The sequence below is a fragment of the Methylobacterium sp. Leaf125 genome (genome assembly GCF_001423085.1).
Lineage (GTDB): Bacteria > Pseudomonadota > Alphaproteobacteria > Rhizobiales > Beijerinckiaceae > Methylobacterium.
Window position 1 is genome coordinate 1 of record NZ_LMNU01000011.1, and the last position, 18,517, is coordinate 18,517.

At 71.7% G+C, this 18,517-nt stretch carries 18 protein-coding genes; 13 read left to right on the top strand and 5 right to left on the bottom strand.

Going from position 1 to position 18,517, the window contains the following annotated elements:
* Nucleotides 1-93: 93 nt before the first annotated feature.
* Nucleotides 94-930 carry an electron transporter gene (locus tag ASF58_RS10980; protein WP_244477282.1) on the bottom strand — a complete coding sequence of 279 codons (837 nt, stop codon included), beginning with the start codon at nucleotides 928-930 and terminating at the stop codon, nucleotides 94-96.
* 395 nt (nucleotides 931-1,325) lie between these two features.
* Here ASF58_RS10980 and ASF58_RS10985 point away from each other — a divergent pair, with 395 nt between their 5' ends.
* Genes ASF58_RS10985 through ASF58_RS11030 form a run of 10 tightly spaced genes read left to right on the top strand, consistent with a single transcriptional unit; the run spans nucleotide 1,326 to nucleotide 12,823 of the window.
* Entirely contained in the window at nucleotides 1,326-1,985 is a 660-nt protein-coding gene (locus ASF58_RS10985; protein WP_055951607.1) for a cytochrome c3 family protein, read from the top strand.
* A complete protein-coding gene (locus ASF58_RS10990; protein WP_055951610.1) occupies nucleotides 1,985-5,020 on the top strand; it encodes a TAT-variant-translocated molybdopterin oxidoreductase in 3,036 nt (1,011 codons plus the stop codon). The genes ASF58_RS10985 and ASF58_RS10990 overlap by 1 nt, the downstream gene beginning before the upstream one ends.
* A gap of 6 nt (nucleotides 5,021-5,026) precedes the next feature.
* A complete protein-coding gene (locus tag ASF58_RS10995) occupies nucleotides 5,027-7,033 on the top strand; it encodes a quinol:electron acceptor oxidoreductase subunit ActD (RefSeq protein WP_055951613.1) in 2,007 nt (668 codons plus the stop codon).
* Nucleotides 7,030-7,596: a cytochrome c gene (locus ASF58_RS11000; protein ID WP_055951615.1), complete on the top strand. Its 567-nt coding sequence runs from the start codon at nucleotides 7,030-7,032 to the stop codon at nucleotides 7,594-7,596. Before ASF58_RS10995 ends, ASF58_RS11000 begins: the two co-directional genes overlap by 4 nt.
* A complete protein-coding gene (locus ASF58_RS11005) occupies nucleotides 7,593-8,585 on the top strand; it encodes a hypothetical protein (protein ID WP_055951618.1) in 993 nt (330 codons plus the stop codon). Before ASF58_RS11000 ends, ASF58_RS11005 begins: the two co-directional genes overlap by 4 nt.
* Nucleotides 8,582-9,124 (top strand): hypothetical protein, encoded by a 543-nt coding sequence (locus ASF58_RS11010; protein WP_055951621.1) that lies wholly within the window; start codon nucleotides 8,582-8,584, stop codon nucleotides 9,122-9,124. The genes ASF58_RS11005 and ASF58_RS11010 overlap by 4 nt, the downstream gene beginning before the upstream one ends.
* Nucleotides 9,121-10,137, top strand: a complete 1,017-nt coding sequence (gene coxB / locus ASF58_RS11015; RefSeq protein ID WP_055951624.1) for a cytochrome c oxidase subunit II — start codon at nucleotides 9,121-9,123, stop codon at nucleotides 10,135-10,137. The genes ASF58_RS11010 and coxB overlap by 4 nt, the downstream gene beginning before the upstream one ends.
* The gene (locus tag ASF58_RS11020; RefSeq protein WP_055951626.1) at nucleotides 10,134-11,813 is read left to right on the top strand and encodes a cbb3-type cytochrome c oxidase subunit I; all 1,680 of its coding nucleotides are present in this window, start codon (nucleotides 10,134-10,136) and stop codon (nucleotides 11,811-11,813) included. Before coxB ends, ASF58_RS11020 begins: the two co-directional genes overlap by 4 nt.
* Nucleotides 11,810-12,487 carry a cytochrome c oxidase subunit 3 gene (locus tag ASF58_RS11025; protein WP_055951628.1) on the top strand — a complete coding sequence of 226 codons (678 nt, stop codon included), beginning with the start codon at nucleotides 11,810-11,812 and terminating at the stop codon, nucleotides 12,485-12,487. The genes ASF58_RS11020 and ASF58_RS11025 overlap by 4 nt, the downstream gene beginning before the upstream one ends.
* A gap of 33 nt (nucleotides 12,488-12,520) precedes the next feature.
* A complete protein-coding gene (locus ASF58_RS11030) occupies nucleotides 12,521-12,823 on the top strand; it encodes an oxidase (protein WP_055951631.1) in 303 nt (100 codons plus the stop codon).
* 132 nt (nucleotides 12,824-12,955) lie between these two features.
* On the opposite strand, the gene ASF58_RS11035 is transcribed toward ASF58_RS11030, so the two are convergent.
* From ASF58_RS11035 to madL, 4 genes are all read right to left on the bottom strand, one after another.
* On the bottom strand, nucleotides 12,956-13,222 hold the full coding sequence (locus tag ASF58_RS11035) for a hypothetical protein (protein ID WP_055951634.1): 267 nt from the start codon (nucleotides 13,220-13,222) through the stop codon (nucleotides 12,956-12,958).
* Between the two features lie 198 nt (nucleotides 13,223-13,420).
* Nucleotides 13,421-14,107, bottom strand: coding sequence for a GntR family transcriptional regulator (locus ASF58_RS11040; RefSeq protein WP_103711842.1), 687 nt, complete (start codon nucleotides 14,105-14,107; stop codon nucleotides 13,421-13,423).
* A 50-nt stretch (nucleotides 14,108-14,157) separates the two neighbouring features.
* Nucleotides 14,158-14,922 carry a malonate transporter subunit MadM gene (gene madM, locus ASF58_RS11045; protein WP_055951637.1) on the bottom strand — a complete coding sequence of 255 codons (765 nt, stop codon included), beginning with the start codon at nucleotides 14,920-14,922 and terminating at the stop codon, nucleotides 14,158-14,160.
* A gap of 4 nt (nucleotides 14,923-14,926) precedes the next feature.
* Nucleotides 14,927-15,391: a malonate transporter subunit MadL gene (gene madL, locus ASF58_RS11050; protein ID WP_055951642.1), complete on the bottom strand. Its 465-nt coding sequence runs from the start codon at nucleotides 15,389-15,391 to the stop codon at nucleotides 14,927-14,929.
* A gap of 222 nt (nucleotides 15,392-15,613) precedes the next feature.
* On the opposite strand from madL, the gene mdcA reads away from it, so the two are divergent.
* Genes mdcA through ASF58_RS11065 form a run of 3 tightly spaced genes read left to right on the top strand, consistent with a single transcriptional unit; the run spans nucleotide 15,614 to nucleotide 18,517 of the window.
* Nucleotides 15,614-17,260: a malonate decarboxylase subunit alpha gene (gene mdcA, locus ASF58_RS11055; protein WP_055951645.1), complete on the top strand. Its 1,647-nt coding sequence runs from the start codon at nucleotides 15,614-15,616 to the stop codon at nucleotides 17,258-17,260.
* 13 nt (nucleotides 17,261-17,273) lie between these two features.
* Nucleotides 17,274-17,585 carry a malonate decarboxylase acyl carrier protein gene (mdcC, locus tag ASF58_RS11060; RefSeq protein ID WP_055951647.1) on the top strand — a complete coding sequence of 104 codons (312 nt, stop codon included), beginning with the start codon at nucleotides 17,274-17,276 and terminating at the stop codon, nucleotides 17,583-17,585.
* Entirely contained in the window at nucleotides 17,585-18,517 is a 933-nt protein-coding gene (locus ASF58_RS11065) for a biotin-independent malonate decarboxylase subunit beta (protein ID WP_055951649.1), read from the top strand. Before mdcC ends, ASF58_RS11065 begins: the two co-directional genes overlap by 1 nt.

Sequence of the window (18,517 nt, forward strand, 5' to 3'; positions counted from 1 at the left end):
CCTGAAGGTCACAGGTTCAAATCCTGTCCCCGCAACCAAACCCAAACGCCAAGAGGCCCGTCGCACAACACACGCGACGGGCCTCTCGGCGTTCTAGGATCCGGCCGCGCCCGGGCCGCGTCGATGCAGCAGGAACACGCCCAAGGCGATCGCCAGCACCGTTGCGGCTGCGGCGAGGCTGAGGATTCGTTCGATCAAGGGCGTGTAGATCCCCCGGACGGCGTCGTACCCGTAGCAGAGCAGGGTGAGCCGATCGGCCAGCGTGCTGCCCCGCCCCTCCCCCGCCTCGATCAGCGCGAGGCGCAGGTCGCGGCCGTTCAGCGCCAGGGGCGACAGGATGCGGGCGACGCGCCCCTCGGGCGTCAGCAGGATCGCGGCGGCCGGATGGGCGATGCTGTCGGTATCCCGGTCGACCACGAAGCGGTAGCCGAGCGCCGCCGTGAGGGCGGCGACGGCCGGTGCCGTGCCGACGAGGGCCCGGACCGCCGAGACGCTGGCTTCCGAGATGCTGGCTTCCGAGACGCCTGCCTTTGAACGTCCGCCTCCGTCGTCGTGCAGCATCCGCCGGGCTGCCGCGACGTCGTCCCGTGGGTCGAGACCCACCAGGACGAAACTGACGTCGCGGCCGGGGGCGAGGCCGGTCGCCGCGAGGGCGGCACCGGTCATCGCCAGCATCGGGTCGCAGACATTGGCGCAGGTGTAGTCGACCGGCAGGAGCAGGGCCGCCCGTTCCCCCAGGGCCGTACCCAGGGTGGTCGGTCCGCTCTCCGCATCGGTGAAGGCAAGCCCGAGCGGCACCCGGGCGTCGGAGGCCGGCGTGACGCCGACGCGCGCGAGGTCGTTCTGGGCCAGACGCGCCAACCCGGCTCCGGGCAGCGTTGCGAGTCCCGCGAGGCCGAGCAGGAGGGCCGCCGGCCAGCTTTGCCTCATCCGGATCGCGCGCCTGCGGCTGCCCTGTCGCATGGGTCCTCTCATGCCCGATTCCGGGCCGGGGCGCAGCCCGCAATGGCGCCGCACGGGGCCGGGATCACGCGGCTCGCGAACATCCCGGCTCGCGCACATTCCGGCTCGCGAACTCTTGGATCGCGAAGTTTTGGGTCGCGCCGATCCGGCTCCTGGGGCAACGCTGTCCGGCGCGGCGGGTGTTCCGTTCGGCCGGTGCGGCGCCGGCCCGGGCTGGATTCGCATCCCGCGGGATGAAAGGCCGGACTGAACCGTAGCCGTCAGATCGCGGTTATCGAGACGGACCGGGAGAAGCGAGTGCGGATGAGACGACCCCGTGACATCCCGGGCCTGATGCTGCGTACCGGCGGGCGCCGCGCCTGATGGCGCAACTCTTCGCGCCCGGCGCCGACGCGCTCCTGCGCCTGGCCCTCCTCTCCGGGGCCGCCCTGATCGCCGGCGGGGCCGTGCTGGTGGCCGGGATCGCGCGCTCGGACTACGTCACCGGCGTGGGGATCGCCCCGGCCCAGCCGGTCCCCTTCAGCCACAAGCACCATTCGGGCGAACTCGGCATCGATTGCCGCTACTGCCACACCACGGTGGAGACGCAGGCGACGGCCGGGCTGCCGCCGACCCAGACCTGCATGACCTGCCATTCGCAGATCTGGACCGGCTCCGACATGTTGAAGCCCGTGCGCGACAGCTACGCCAGCGGCGAGCCCCTGCGCTGGGTTCGCCTGAACAAGCTGCCGCAATACGTCTACTACAATCACTCCGTTCACGTGACGAAGGGGATCGGCTGCTCCACCTGCCACGGGGACGTCACCACCATGCAGATGACCTACCGGGCCAACGCCTTCGAGATGCAGTTCTGCCTCGACTGCCACCAGGCGCCCGAACGCTGGGTGCGCACGCCGGACCAGGTCTGGAACATGAACTGGAGCCCGCCGGCCAACCAGGCGACCCTCGGGCCGCAGCTCGTGGCGAAGAACCACATCCACGGGGGCGACCGGCTCCTCGAATGCGGGATCTGTCACCGCTGATGGCTCAGGACCTCGATCTCCCGCAGCTGCGCCAGCGCCTCGCCTCCGGCGACGGCCCCGCCTTCTGGCGCAGCCTCGATGCGCTGGCCGGGACGGAGGCGTTCCAGGCCTATCTGCGAACCGAATTCCCCGGGGCCGTGCCCCTGGCGCAGGGGCCGGAGCGGCGCGGCTTCCTCAAGCTGATGGCGGCCTCCTTCGCCCTTGCCGGGCTCTCGGCCTGCGATGCCTTCGACGGGCGAGGGCGCGAGGTGCCCTACGTGGTGCAGCCCGAGCGGATCGTCGCCGGTGCTCCCCTGGCCTACGCCACCTCGGCCCTGTTCGACGGCTTCGCGAACGGCATCCAGGTCACCACGCGCAACGGCCGTCCCCTGAAGGTCGAGGGCAACCCGGACCATCCCTGGAGCCGGGGCGGTACCGACGTCCTGGGCCAGGCCTCGGTGCTTGGGCTCTACGACCCCTTCCGCAGCCAGGCGGTGCAGCATCTCGGGCGGCCCGCCGCCTGGTCGGCCTTCCGCGGCGCCCTGCTGGCGCGCCTCGCGGTCCTGCGCGAGACGGGCGGTGCGGGCTTCCATCTCCTCACCGGGCCGGTCACGTCGCCCGCGCTGGCCGCCGAGATCGATCGGCTGCGGTCGGCCTATCCGGGCCTGCGCTGGCACGTCTCGCAGACGGTGCCGCGGGACGGGCTCTATGACGGCGCGCGGCAGGCCTATGGCCGGCCCCTGGAAACCCAGTTCCGGTTCGAGGCCGCCCGCACCCTGGTCAGCCTCGACGGCGACTTCCTCGACGTCGGGCCGGGCCAGGTCGGGCTGTCCCGCCGCTGGATCGACGCGCGCCGGGCCGCGCAGGCCGAGGGCCGCCTCCTCACCCTGCACGCGGCGGCGCCGACCCCGGGGCTGACCAGCGTCAAGGCCGACCACACCCTGGCGGCCGGCTCGGACGACCTGGCGCGCCTGGCCGCGGATCTCCTGCGGATCGCCGAGGGCGCACCCCCGCAGCCGGTGGCCGAGACCGCGGACGGGCCGAGGGCGGCGTGGCTCCGGCGGGCCGGCGCGGCGCTGCTGGCCGCGCGGGGCCGGGGTCTCGTCACCGCCGGCATCGGCCAGCCGGCTGCGGTGCACGCCCTGGTTCACCGCATCAACGGCGCCCTGGGCAACACCGGCACCACGGTGGTGCACACCGCGCCCGTTCCGGTGAGCGGGGCCGAGGACGTGTCCGCCCTGATCGAGGCGATGGCCGGAGGGCGCGTCGGCACCCTGCTGATGCTCGGGGTCAACCCGGTTTACGAGGGCTCGGGCGAGCTCGCCTTCGCCGAGCACCTGGCCCGGGTACCGTTCAAGATCCATGCGGGGACGTATTTCGACGAGACCGCCGCCCATGCCGACTGGCACCTGCCGCTCGCGCACCCGCTGGAGAGCTGGGGCGATGCCCGCTCCCTCGACGGCACCGTGGGGCTGATCCAGCCGACCGTCGCCCCGCTCTATGGCGGACGCTCGGCCCACGAGATCCTGACCCTGTTCGGCTCCGAAAGTCCCGAGCCGGAGACCCCCGCACGGGAAGGACCCGAGCGGGGGCTCGGATTGCTGAAGCGCCAGTGGCGCCGTCCCGGCGAGGACGCCGCCGCCTTCGAGGCCCGGTTCGCCGAAGCCCTGCGCCTCGGCTTCCTGCCGGACACCGCCCTGCCCATGGAGAGCGTGGCGCTGACCGGGCGGGTCGCGGACCCCGTGCCGGCCTCCGCCGCGGAGGATCGGGCCGCCGCGGACCGCATCGAGGCGGTCTTCCGGCCCGACCCCTGCGTCTGGGACGGGGCCTCGGCCGATCTCGGCTGGCTGCAGGAACTGCCCAAGCCCCTGACCAAGGTGGTCTGGGAGAACGTCGTCGCGGTGAGCCCGCGCCTCGCCGAGCGCCTGCACCTCGTCACCGGCGACGTCGTGGCGGTGGAGGCGAACGGCCGACGCCTCGAGGGCGCGGCCTGGATCCTGCCGGGCCAGGCCGCGCACACCGTGACCCTCACCCTCGGCTACGGCCGCCGGGTGCCGGACCACCTCGCGCAGGGGCTCGGCTACGACGCCCAGGCCCTGCGCCCCGCCGCCACGCCCTATCGCCTGCCCGACGTCACCCTGACGAAGACCGGCCGCCGCGCCAGGCCCGTGACGACGCAGGATCTCGGCACCATGCAGGGACACGACTTCGTGCGCGTCCAGGCCCTGGGGGCTCCGAGCGTCGGCGACCCGCCGGGCGCGGTGGTGCCGTCGTTCTATGCCGCGCCGCCCTCGGCGGGGCGCGGCGCGGCGTCCGCGGACGCGGGCGCACGCGCCGGCCGGGCCTGGGGCATGGTCATCGACCTCGATGCCTGCATCGGCTGCAATGCCTGCCTCACGGCCTGCCAGTCCGAGAACAACATCCCGGTGGTGGGACGCGAGGAGGTCGCGCGCGGGCGCTGGATGAACTGGCTGCGGGTGGACCGCTACTATGCCGGCGACCTCGACGCGCCCGACACGCATTTCCAGCCGGTGCCCTGCATGCATTGCGAGGCGGCGCCCTGCGAGCTCGGATGCCCGGTGGAGGCGACGGTGCACGACAGCGAGGGCCTGAACCTGCAGGTCTACAACCGCTGCATCGGCACCCGCACCTGCCAGAGCTACTGCCCCTACAAGGTCCGGCGCTTCAACTACCTCGACTACACCGGCGGCATGGCGCCCGTGGCGCAGCAGCAGCGCAACCCCGACGTCACCGTGCGGGCGCGCGGCGTGATGGAGAAGTGCACCTACTGCCTCCAGCGCATCGCCGGGGCGCGCATCGACGCGGCCAAGGACGCCCATGCGCCGATCCCGGACGGGACGGTGGAGACCGCCTGCCAGGGAGCCTGCCCGACCCGCGCCATCGTGTTCGGCGACCTCTCGGATTCCAGCAGCAAAGTCGCGGCGGCGCGCCGGGACCCGCGCAACTACGCGCTGCTCGGCGAGCTCAACACCCGGCCGCGCACCACCTACCTCGCGAGCCTGGCGCCCGGCGCCGAGCCGGGCCGGGAGGGCTGAGGCGTCATGGCCGGAGCCGTGCTCACCCCCGACACCCCGACCCGCCCCGGCGGGATCGGACGCGCCGTCTCCGATGCGGCCCTGCACGACCCCCTCGGCCGGCGCTGGTGGATCGCCTTCGCGGCGGCCTCCGGGCTCTTGGCCCTGTTCTTCGGGGTGATCCTCTACCTGCTCTTCACCGGCGTCGGCATCTGGAACAACAACAACGCCGTCGTCTGGGCCCTCGACATCGCCTCCTACGACTGGTGGATCGGCATCGCCTGCGGCAGCCTCGCCCTGGCCGGTACCCTGCGCCTGACGGGAACGTCACGGGAGGCCGCGTTCGGGCGCGGGGCGATCAGCCGCCTGGCCGAGGCCAATGCCCTGCTGTGCACGATCGCGGCCGGGCTCTACCCGATCATCCATCTCGGGCGGCCGTGGTTCTTCTACTGGAACCTGCCCTACCCCAACACCCTCGGCCTGTGGCCGCAATTCCGCTCGCCCCTGGTCTGGGACGCCATCGACATCGTCAGCTTCCTCGTGGTCACGGTGAGCCTCTGGTACGTCGGGCTCCTGCCGGACCTCGCGACCCTGCGCGACCGGGCCTTCGCGGAGGCGCAGGCGACGTCCGAGCGCGCCGGACGGCCGCGGCGCTGGCCGATGCTGCGGGTGCAGGCCTACGGGATCGCCGCCGCCGGCTGGCGCGGCTCCGCCTCCCACTGGCAGCTCTGGGCGCAGGCCTATCGCATCATCGCCCTGCTCGGCATCCTGCTCGTGGTCTCGCTCCAGACCGGAGCCTCGGTGATGCTGGCGGGCTCCGTGCTGCCGGGCTGGCACGACACCATCCTGCCCGTCACCTTCCTGGTGAACGCCGTCTTCTCCGGGGTCGCCGTCATCGCCGCCCTGGCGATGCTGGTCCGCACGGTCTACCGCCTCGAGGCCGTCGTCACCCTGCGCCATGCCGAGATCCTGGCCCGGCTCCTGCTCGGCCTCGGGCTCGCCAGCCTCTACGGCTACGCGGCCGAGCTCCTCTCGGGCTTCCTGCACGGCGACGCCTACGCGCGCGCCACCCTGGTGCGCCGGTTCACCGGCCCCCACGCCTGGGCGGCCTGGACGGTGCTGACCTGCGCCCTGCTGCCGGTCCAGCTGTTCTGGTGGGCGCGGTTCCGGCGCTCGCCCCTGGCCCTGGCCCTCGTCGGCGGCCTCGTGGCGGTGGGCGCCTATGCCGACCACGTCATGGTGCTGGTGGTGACGCTGTCGCACGACTTCCTGCCCTCCTCCGCCCTCGACTACCGGGTCGGGCTCTGGGGCCTCGCCACCTTCGCCGGGTCCGTGGGGATGTTCCTCGTCCTGCTGCTCCTGTTCCTGCGCGCCCTGCCGGTGGCCTCGCTCAGCGACCTGCGCCGTCAGGCGGACCCGGGCGACGGCCCGGCTCAGGCACAGGCCAGGTCGGACGCCCCCGCGCCCGATGCCGGCACGCCGATCTGGGCGGTCAGCGCGGAATTCGCGACGCAGGACCAGCTCGCCGCCGCGATGCGGGCGCTCGCCCGGCGCCATCCCAGCCGCGGCGGGAACGTCCGCCTCGACGCCTTCGGCCCGGTGCCGATGGCCGATGCCCTGAAGGCCCTCGGCCGCCACAACCGCTCGGTCCTGCCCTACGCCCTCGGCGCGGCCCTCGCCGGCGGGGCCGCCTTCTACGGGATGTGCGTCTACGCCACCGCGTACGGCTACGTCTTCGACGTGGGCGGACGCCCGCGCTTCTCCTGGCCCTCCTTCGTGGTGCCGAGCATCTCCTTCGCGATGATGAGCGGGACGCTCGCCGTGCACGCGGTGCTCCTGTTCGTGAACCGCCTGCCGCGCCTCAACCATCCGGCCTTCAACATCCCGGGCTTCGGGCGGGTCACCCAGGACCGCTACTTCCTGGCCGCCGAAGCGCGCGGCCCGGATTTCGATGCCGACCGCATCGTGCGCCAGCTCGCCGCCCTGCCCGAGGGCGCCGGGCGGCCGCTCGCGATCGCGCGGGTGCCGCGATGAGGCGCCGGTTCCACCGCCTCCCCGGCCTGCTGCCCGGCCTGGGGCTGCTCCTGGCGCTCGCCGGCTGCGGCGAGGCGAACATGCACGACCAGGCCAAGGCCAAGAGCTGGGACGCCAACCGCTTCTTCCCCCAGGGCATGACCATGCGCGCGCCCGTGGCCGGCACCGTACCCCGCACCGACCCGGCGCGCTTCGTGCCGCGCCCCGCCGTCATCGACGCGGCCCTGCTGGACCGGGGCCGGGAGCGCTACGGCATCGCCTGCACGCCCTGCCACGGCCGCAGCGGCGACGGCCGGGGCATGATCGTGGCGCGCGGCTTTCCGGCGGCGCCGTCCTTCGCGGACGAGCGCCTGAGGTCGGCGCGGTCCGACCGGCTCTACGCCGCGATCACGGAAGGCCACGGGGCGATGTTTCCCATGGGGGCGCAGGTGGCACCGGCCGACCGCTGGGCCATCGTCGCCTATCTCCGCGTCCTGCAGCTGAGCCAGGGCGCCGACGTGGCGAGCCTGCCGGCGGAGGACCAGGCCAGGCTGCGGGACAGCGCGATGCGGGCGGCCCGATGACCGCCGCCCGCCCCCTGCTCCGCCTCGCTGCCGGTCTGGCCGCCCTCGCCCTCGCGGTCCTCCTCGGCGACTGGCAGGCCGGCTACCTGGCGGCCTGGCTCACGCTCCTGGCCCTGCCCCTCGGCGCCCTCCCCCTGGTCGCCGGGCTCGACGCCCTGGCGCCGGAGCGGTTCGCGATCCTGCGCCCCGCCCTGGTCGGCGGCCTGCGCCTGATGCCCGTGGCGGCCCTGCTGGCCCTGCCCCTGATCGCGGTGGTGCCGGTCCTCTATCCCTTCGCGACGGGAACCCCCGCCGCGACCCCGCTGGCGGCGATCTGGACGACGTTGCCGTTCCTCGCCGCCCGCCTCGTGGCGGCCCTCGCTCTCTGGCTCTGGCTCGGCCGCCGGGCCGCGGCGGGACGGGGGCCGGCCGCCCTCGTGCTCGGACTCCACGCCGTGCTGGCGACGCTGGTGAGCTTCGACCTGATCACCGCCCTCGACCCGCGCCTCGGCTCCAGCCTGATCGGGCTCCTGATGCTGGTGGCCTGGAGCGGCGCGGCCCTGGCCGCCGCCCTCCTGGTCACGCGCCGGCCCGAGGCCGGGCTGCTGCCTCTGGCCCTGCTGACGGCGACATGGGCCTTCCTGCACTTCGTGCAGTTCCTCGTGGTCTGGTCGGCCAACCTGCCCGCCGAAGTGTCGTGGTACCTCGCCCGCGGCGGCCTGCTCGGGCGGGGCTTGAGCCTCGCGGGCGGGACCGCCGCCCTGCTCGCCGCCGCCCTCACCCTGCGTCCGGGCCCGTGGACGACGCGGGCGGTGGCGGCGTTGACCCTGGCGGTCCACGCCGGCGAGATGGCCTGGCTCGTCACGCCGGCCGCGCGCGGCGCCTTCGTGGTCACGGGGCCGGACGTCCTGGCCGGGCTCGGCGTCGCCGCCGTCGCCGCCGGCCTCGCCCCGATGCTGGCGCCGCTCCGGGCGCGCCGCGCCCCGATGGACGCAAAGGTCGCCGCATGAGCCCGCCCGAGGCCCCGCGCCGCTCCAGTCTCGCCCTCGTCCCGGCGATCCTCGCCGGCCTGATCCTGCGCCGAACGGGCGCGGTGCCGCCGTCCGCCGCGGCCGCGCCGCAGGATCCGCACGGGGACGACTGGGACTACGAGCGCAGCGACGCAGAGGCCGGCAAGACCGCCTGGGTGATGCTCGGGCTCGCCGGCGCGGTGATCGTCACCATCGGGGCGGTGCTCGCCCTCAACCACCTGGTGCTCGGCCGCCAGCGTGCCGCCCTGCCGCCCCTCACGGCCCAGCAGACCGCCGCGATCCGGCCGCCGCCGCCGAACCTGCAGGCGGACCCTTACGGGGATATCGACGCCAAGGAGGCCGACGAGGCCGGCCGCCTCGCCGGCTACGCCTATCTCGATGCGGACCGCACCCGGGCCCGCATTCCCGTCGACCGGGCCATGGCGCTCATGGCCGGCCGGCCGTTCGACCCGGAGCCCGCCGCACCGGCCCGGGACTCGGCGGAGTCTCCTCAACCCCGGACGGGAACGGCACCATGAAGGCCCAGTCCGCCCTCGCGCTCTGGCCGCCGGCGGCCTCCGCCACGGCGGTGGAGACCGACCACATCATCCTCGGCTTCACGGTGCTGACCCTGCTCCTCACGGTGCCGGTCTTCCTCGCGATCACCTACTTCGCCCTGCGCTACCGCCAGGGCGAGCAGGCCGACCGCAGCACCGACGAGCGCCGCAGCTTCCTCATCGAGATCAGCTGGATGCTGATCCCCTACGTGCTGACGCTGTTCTTCTTCGGCTGGGGGGCGAAGCTCTTCATCGCCTCCCGGCATCCGCCGCCGGACGCCATGGTGGTGGAGGCCGTGGGCCGGCAGTGGATGTGGAAGTTCCAGCACCCCACCGGCCAGTCCGAGATCAACGACCTGCACCTGCCCGTCGACCAGCCGGTCCGGATCCGCATCACCAGCCAGGACGTGATCCACGCGCTCTACCTGCCGGCCCTGCGCCTGCAGATCGCCGCCCTCCCCGACCGGACGACGGAGATCTGGTTCAAGGCCGACCGCACCGGAACCTACCGGCTCTACTGCTCGGAATATTGCGGCACCGACCACTCGGTCATGGACGGCAACCTCACGCTGATGACCCAGGCCGAGTACCAGGAGTGGCTGACCCATGGGGGCGCGCAGCAATCGAACCTGGCGGCGGGCCGGGTGATCTACGAAGCCTACGGCTGCGCCGGCTGCCACGACGGCGCCGTCGCGGGCGTGAAGGCGCCCAGCCTCGTCGGCCTCTACGGCCGCCCGGTCCACCTCGCCGACGGCCGCACGCTCACGGCGGACGCGGACTACATCCGCGCCAAGATCCTCAACCCCAACGAGAACCGGCTCGCCGGCGACGGCGAAGGCGAGGGTGGCGGCCAGGGTGGCGGCAAGGGCAGCGGCAAGGGCGGCTACAAGCAGGTGATGCCGAGCTTTCGCGGGGTGATCCCGGCCGACGATCTCGACCGCCTCGTCGGATACCTGAAAGCCTACGACCGCGTCGCGGAAGGAGCCCCCCGATGAGCAGCGCCGGCACCCTGCACGGCGACGCCGCCGCGCGCGATCCCCATACGCCGTTGCCGACCCTCGACCGGCCGGACGACTACCTCCATGCCCAGTCCACCCTGCGCTCGTGGTTCCTCACCACCGACCACAAGCGCATCGCGCTCCTGTACCTCGCCAGCATCACCGCCTTCTTCGTCATCGGCGCGGTGGCGGCCGGCTTCGTGCGCCTCGCCCTGGTCGTCCCCGACGGCGCGATCATGACCAACGACACCTACAACAAGGCCTTCACCATCCACGGGGTGGTGATGGTGTGGTTCTTCCTCATCCCGTCGATCCCGGCGACCTTCGGCAACTTCCTGATCCCGCTGATGATCGGGGCCAAGGATCTCGCCTTCCCGAAGCTCAACCTGACGAGCTGGTACATCTTCATGACGGGGGCGCTGTTCACCCTGGTGGCGGTGGTGCTGGGCGGCGTCGATACCGGCTGGACCTTCTACGCGCCGCTCTCCACGGCCTTCTCGAACACCTGGGTGCTGCCGGCCCTGATCGGCGTCACCATCGTGGGCTTCTCCTCGATCCTGACGGGGCTCAACTTCGTCGTCACCATCCACACGATGCGGGCGCCCGGCATGACCTGGTTCCGGCTGCCGATCTTCGTCTGGACGCACTACGCCACGAGCCTGATCTTCCTGCTCGCGACCCCCGTCATCACCCTGGCGCTGATCCTGCTCATCGCCGAGCGCGCCTTCCACGTGGGCGTGTTCGACCCGGCCTATGGCGGCGACCCGGTGCTGTTCCAGCACCTGTTCTGGTTCTACTCGCACCCGGCCGTCTACATCATGGTGCTGCCGGGCATGGGCGTGATCTCCGAGATCGTGCCGGCCTTCGCCCAGAAGAAGCTCTTCGGCTACCGCTTCGTCGCCTACGCGGCCATCGGCCTGGCCTCCGTGACGTTCTTCGTCTGGGGCCACCACATGTTCGTCAACGGGCAGAGCGACCTGGCCTCCCTCGCCTTCTCGGCCCTCTCCTTCGCGGTGGCGGTGCCCTCGGCGGTGAAGGTCTACAACTGGACCGCCACGATCCATAAGGGCAGCCTACGCCTCGACACCCCGATGCTGTACGCCATGGGGTATATCGGCCTGTTCGTGCTCGGCGGGCTGACGGGGCTCTACCTCGCGACGCTGGCCATCAACCAGCACATCCACGCCACCTACTTCGTGGTGGCGCATTTCCACTACATCATGGTCGGCGGCACGGTGCTGGCCTTCCTCGGCGGGCTGCACTTCTGGTGGCCGAAGATCACCGGGCGGATGTACAGCGAGCCCTGGGGCCGGATCTCCGCGCTGTTCATCTTCATCGGGTTCAACGTCACCTTCTTCCCGCAATTCATCCTCGGCTACCTCGGGATGCCGCGGCGCTACGCGACCTACCCGCCGGAATTCCAGCTCCTCAACGTGCTGTCCTCCGCGGGCTCGACGATCCTGGCGGCCGGCTACCTCTTCCCGATGGTCTATCTCGTCTATTCCCTCTGGTTCGGACGCCGGGCGAGCGCGAACCCCTGGGACGCCAAGGGGTTGGAATGGGAGACCGCCTCCCCGCCCCCGCCCCACAACTTCGCGGGCGTGCCGCAGGTGCCGAAGGTCCCGTACGACTACCCGATCCAGGCCCCCGAGACCGGGAGCCACCACACGTGAGCGCCGATGTCACCGGTGCGAACCCCGCCGCCGACCCCGTCGGCGTCACGCGCGCCGAGCACTTCGCCACGGTCGGTCAGCAGCGCCACGCCGCGACGCTGGGCATGTGGGCGTGGCTGCTGACGGAACTGCTGCTCTTCGCCGGGCTGTTCCTCACCGCGCTGATCCTGCGCCTGCTCCACCCGGAGGCGGTGCAGGCGGCGGCCGGCCATCTCAAGTTCTGGATCGGGGCCACCAACACCGTGGTGCTGCTCTGCTCCAGCCTGACCATGTCGGCGGCCATCGAGCTCTCGCGGCTGGGCTGGCAGCGGATGATGGTCGGCTGCCTGCTCGCCACGGCGAGCCTCGGGGCGCTGTTCCTGATGCTGAAGGGCTACGAGTACTACGCCGACTACGAGGAGCACATGATGCCCTTCCTGGCCCGCCGGCCCTACGCCCTGGCCGAGCAGCCGGCGACGCGGCTCTTCGTCAACCTCTACTACGTGGCGACCGCACTCCACGCCCTGCACCTGTTCACCGGCATCGCCATCCTGCTCGGCATCACCTGGAAGGCGTCGCGTCCGGGCTTCCTGCAGCGGCACCAGAACTGGATCGAGGTCTACGGCCTGTACTGGCACTTCATCGACCTGATCTGGATCATCGCCTTTCCGGTCCTCTACGTGGTCAACCGGTAGGAGGCGGCGCTGCGCAATCCCCTACATCCCCTCTTGCTCCATGGCCTCGGCCCCGCCGACCGCGCGCTCCTTCGGCGCCGCCTGCGCACGCCGGTGCGCACCTTCCTGGCGCTGCTGGCGCTGCTCGCCATGAACGTGGCGCTCGGGGCGACGCGACCGTTCGAGCAGGTCTGGCTCGTCGAACTCGCGGTGGTCGCCGTCATGGCGGCGATCATCATCCTGGTCTCGATGGAGGTCCGCCACGAGCCGCCCCTGGTGCGCCTGTTCGCGGGGGTCGGGTTCTTCTGGGTCGCGATCCTGTTCGGGATGACCCTGACCGATTACCTCGCGCGCTGAACCGCGTGCGCCGAAGCTCGCGACGCAGGACAACGGCGGGGCTCGCGCCCCGCCGTTGTCCGCTCGGGTGGGTCTCGGCCCCGGACCGGTGCGCTCTGCGCGCCGGCCCTCGGCCGTGGCCCCAGGGCCGTCTCAGTAGGCCGGGCCGCCCGAGGTGGTGCCGTAATTGGCGGTGGGCTTGTTGTTCTGCTCGGCGTTGCCGGCCTTGGCCGAATCGTCCGCGCGGCGGGTGATCGAACCGGTGGTCACGTCATCGAAGGCACCGACGACGCGGCTGCCGGGCGCGGCGGTGACGGGGATGCCGGCCGGGGCGTTGTAGCTCTGCGCGAGGGCGGACGAGACGGGAGCGCTGAGGGTCAGGACCAGGGCAGCGGCGGCGGAAGCAAGACGAGTCTTCATGGTCGTGGTATCCAGATGTACAGGTCCGGTCTCCGTCAAACATTCGAGGAATACGTCCAGGATGTCCGGGGGCCGTTCTTCTTGGTACGATCTCGATATACGACGCCCGCGTTCGGGACGGTGTGCGCTGCAACACGCGATGCATGCGCTCGGCGCATTTCTTCCGGGAAATACCCTCTCCCCTATGCGTGTGTTGCATCACACATCGGAGTGGGCGTCGATGTAATGGCGCAGGGCGCTGGCCGCATTGAGCATGTGGGCGCGCATGCGCCGGGCGGCGGCCTCGCCGTCGCCCTCGGCGATCGCCGCCAGGATGGCCCCGTGCTCCGCGCGCGAGCCCTGGATGCGGTCCCCGTGGCGCAGCTGCGTCCGGCGGAAGCCCGAGAGGCGGGTGCGCAGGGCCAGCGCCTGCTCCTTGAGGAAGCCGTTATGCGTGGCGCCGTAGAGGGCCTCGTGGAAGCTGCGGTTCAGGGTGTCGTAGGCGTCGACGTCCCCGGCCGCGACCATGTCGCCGGAGCGCGCATGCAGGTCCATCAGGTGGCTGCGCTCCAGGGGCGTCATCCGGTAGGTGGCGAGCCGGACGCACATCGCCTCGAACTCGGCGGTGGTCTCGAACATGTCCATGATCCGCTCGGGCGTCATGCGTGTGACCACGACCCCCCGGCGCGGGCGCAGCTCCACCAATCCGTTGAAGGCGAGCTGGCGCAGGGCCTCGCGGACGGGCGTGCGGGAGGCGCCGAAGCGGTCGGCGAGGTCCTGCTCGTCGAGGGCGGTGCCGGCGGCGAGGCGGCCGGCCGCGATCTCGTCGGTGAGCGCGTTGCGGATCTGGTCCGACAGGAGCCCGCGCTCCGCCACCGGTTCGTCCATCGCACCCTCGTCCATCATCCGCTCTCCCCCGGCTCGCTCCCTGCCCAGGACGTGCGAGACCCCATCCGTCATCCCACGATGGCCCGAACCGTGAGGTAGAACAGCGAGGGACCGACGAGACAGCCGATTCCGGTGTGGAAGGTCGCCGTCAGGGCGCCGTAGGGCACGAGCTTCGGGTCGGTGGCGGCCAGGCCCCCGGCGACGCCGCTCACCGTGCCCATCAGGCCGCCGAACGCCATGGCCGAGCGCGGATTGTCGAGGCCGATGAGCTTGGCCACCAGGGGCGTGCCGACCATGACCATCACGGCCTTGGTGACGCCGGTGGCGATGGAGAGCGCCATCACGGCCGAGTCCGCGCCGAGCGCCGCCCCCGTCACCGGCCCGACGATGTAGGTCACGGCCCCCGCGCCGATCGTCGTGATGCTGACGGCGTCGGTGTAGCCGAAGGCCACCGCCGTCAGGGCGCCGACGATGAAGGGGATCACGGTGCCGAGGGCCAGGGCCAGGACGCCGAGGAGCCCGGCGCGGCGGGCTTCCACCACGTCGACCTCGAAGGCGGTGGCCACGATGGCGAAGTCCCGCAGCATCGCCCCGCCCATCAGGCCGATCCCGGCGAAGACCGGCAGGTCGGCGACGCCCTTCTTGCCGCCGGTGTAGAGGCCGGCGACGTAGGCGAGCCCCAGCCCGAGGACGATGGCGATGGCCGAGCCGTGAACCCGGCCGGCGGTGAGGCGGCGGCTGGCGAAATTCGAGACCAGCATCAGGGCACCGACCACCGCGAAGGCGGCCACCAGGCTCTGCTCGACGAAGACGTGTTCGATCATGTGCAGCATGGGATCACGCCTTCCCGACGGAGTGGGGCGGCGCGACGGGCGCCGCGTCGTCGTCGTCGAGGTCGCCGCCGATCACCGCGCCGCCGTGGCGGATCTGGGCGTCCTCCGCCGGCTCCGGCCGACCGAAGCGGCCGAGCAGGGCGACGCAGGCGAAGCAGAGCAGCAGCGAGACCGTGGCGGCGATGAGCACGATGGGGCCGCCGCGCACGGCCGCCACCACGTTCTGCTGCGCGGCCATCGCCACCACGATGGGGATGTACATGGTCGACCAGAACGCGACCCCGAGCTTCACCCCGTGTCCGAGCTTGCCGCGCGCGAGGAGCCAGGACCGCGCGGCGATGAGCAGGATCATGGCGAGGCCGACCCCGCCGACATTGGCCTTCACCCCGAGGGCGACGCCCAGCAGGTCCCCGAGGAAGACCCCGATCAGGGTGCAGAGCGCGAGCAGTGCGACGCCGAAGATGGTCATCGGGCGGCCTCGCGCGTTGTCGGATATGAGATTCGGGCGGCCTGGCGCATGGGACGTCACTCCTGTGTATTCCGTGATTCGTTTTTGATTGTCCTCAGTATACAAGCGATTGACATGAACGCAATTTGGAATACTGATTACCCATGAAAACGGTAATTGGCATTCCATTGGGTGCCGATCGAGCTGGGCGGTATACACGGCCGTGACGAGGGAGCGGATCGGATGATGGATTGGCGTCAGGAACGCACCGCCCGCGACGCGCGCCTCGCACGAGCGCGGCCGCACGCCGACGGGAAGGTCGTGCCGGCGGCCCGGGTCGTCGATCTCCTGGAGGCGATCCTCCAGCCCGGCGACCGCGTCTGCCTTGAAGGCGACAACCAGAAGCAGGCCGACTGCCTCGCCCGGGGTCTCAGCGGCTGCGACCCGGCCCGGGTCCACGACCTGCACATGGTGCAGTCGGGGATCGTCTTGCCTGAGCACCTCGACATCTTCGAGCAGGGCATCGCCCGGCGGCTCGACTACTCGTATTCGGGTCCCCAGGGCGGCCGCATCGCCAAGATGCTCTATGGTGGCCAGATCGAGCTCGGGGCGGTGCACACCTACCTCGAGCTCTTCGCCCGCTACTTCATCGACCTGACGCCGAACGTGGCCCTGATCGCCGGCGTCTCGGCCGACCGGGACGGTAACCTCTATACGGGGCCCAACACCGAGGACACGCCCACCGTGGTGGAGGCGACCGCCTTCAAGAACGGCGTGGTGGTGGCGCAGGTGAACGAGATCGTCGACCGGGTGCCCCGCGTCGACATTCCCGGCGACCGGGTCGACTTCGTGGTCGAGGCCGACACCCCGTTCTACGTCGAGCCGCTCTTCACCCGCGACCCCGGCGCCGTGACCGAGACGCAGATCCTGATGGCCATGATGGCGATCAAGGGCATCTACGCCGAATATGGCATCCGCCGCCTCAACCACGGCATCGGCTTCGGCACGGCGGCGATCGAACTGCTGCTCCCGACCTATGCCGAGCGCCTCGGCTTGAAGGGCCAGATTGCGACCCATTGGGCGCTCAACCCGCATCCGAGCCTGATCCCGGCCATCGAATCCGGGTGGGTGAAGCAGATCCACTGCTTCGGCTCCGAGGTCGGCATGGACAAGTACATCCGCGCCCGGCCGGACGTGTTCTTCACGGGTTCCGACGGGTCCCTGCGCTCGAACCGCGCCTTCTGCCAGACGGCGGGCCTCTATGCCTGCGACCTGTTCATCGGCTCGACCCTGCAGATCGACCTGCAGGGGCATTCCTCCACCGTGACGACGAACCGCGTCGCAGGCTTCGGCGGCGCGCCGAACATGGGCTCGGACCCGCACGGGCGGCGCCACCCCTCCGATACCTGGATGAAGGCGGGGCAGGAGGCCGGCGGCACGGGCGACCCGGCCCTGCGGCGCGGGCGCAAGCTCGTGGTGCAACTCGTCGAGACCTTCGGCGACAAGCTGGTGCCGGCCTTCGTGGAGCGGCTCGACGCCCTCGAGCTCGCGCGCAAGCTCAACCTCGAACTCGCCCCCGTGATGGTCTACGCCGACGACGTCACCCACATCGTCACCGAGGAGGGCATCGCCAACCTGCTGCTGTGCCGGACCTTGGACGAGCGGGAGCAGGCGATCCGCGGGGTGGCCGGCTACACCGATGTGGGCCGGGGGCGCGACCATGCCGAAGTGGAGCGCCTACGTGCCCGCGGCATCATCCGAAGGCCGGAGGATCTCGGCATCGAGCCCCTCGACGCCGACCGGTCGCTGCTGGCCGCGCGTTCGATCAAGGACCTCGTGCACTGGTCGGGCGGCCTCTACGAGCCGCCGGCCAAGTTCCGGAACTGGTGAGGAATTTCGCGTCATGGAGAAGCTGAGCTTCCGCCACACCACCCGGACGGCGCTCCCCGGCACGCGGGCCAGCGCGATCACCGGGGTCGTCGCCTCCGGCAACCTCGAAGTGCTGCTGGAGCGCAACCTGGCGCCCGACGCCTGCCACGTGGAGATCGACACCGCCATCAAGGGCTACGCCGAGGTCTGGGCCGCGGTGGTGGCGGACTTCGTGGCCCGGCGGCAGCCCGGCGGGCTGACCATCACCATCAACGACGGGGGCGCCCGCCCCGACACCGTGTCCCTGCGCCTCGCCCAGGGCGCCCGCCTGATGGAGCTGCCGTGATGGACTGGAAGCCGGTCGCCCTCTCCGCCGAGCCCCGCGACCAGAGCTGGTACGAGGCGAGCGCCCGCGCCCGCCTCGCCGGCCTCCTCGACGTGGACACCTTCCAGGAATTCATCGGCCCCGAGCAGCGGCAGATGAGCCCGCACCTGCCGCTCTTCGCCCTGCCCCGCGCGTTCGACGACGGCATGATCGTCGGACGCGGGCGCCTCGACGGCCGGGACGTGCTGGTCGCCGCCCAGGAAGGCCGCTTCATGGGCGGGGCCTTCGGTGAGATCCACGGCGCCAAGCTCGTCGGCCTGCTGCGGGCCGCCCTCGCCGTGAAGCCCGCCGCCGTGCTGATCCTGTTCGACACCGGAGGCGTGCGCCTGCAGGAGGCCAATGCGGGCGAGACCGCCATTGCGGAGATCATGCGGGCGATCACCCAAGTCCGCGCCGCCGGCATCCCGGTCGTCGGTCTCATCGGGGGCCGGGCCGGCTGCTACGGCGGCGGCGGCCTCATCGCCGGCACCTGCGCGCACCTCGTCATCTCCGAGGGGGGACGCCTCAGCGTCTCCGGTCCCGAGGTGATCGAGACCAACAAGGGCGCCGAGGAGTTCGATTCCCGTGACCGGGCCCTCGTCTGGCGCACCATGGGCGGCAAGCACCGGCGCCTCCTCGGCGCGGCGGATGCCTTCGTGGCCGACACGATCGGGGCCTTCCGCGAGGCCGCCCTGGCGGCGATTCCGGAAGCCCCATCCTTCGACCTCGCCACCCTGGAGGCCGAGCAGGCCCGCTTGGAAGCTCGCCTCGAACGCTTCGGCGACACCCGGGACGCCACCGAGATCTGGGGTCGCCTCGGCATCAACGACCCCGCCGCCGTCCCGAGCCTGACCACCGAGGGTTTCGACGCCCTGCTCGACAGCCTGCCGGAGGGCTCGCACCATGCGCGATAA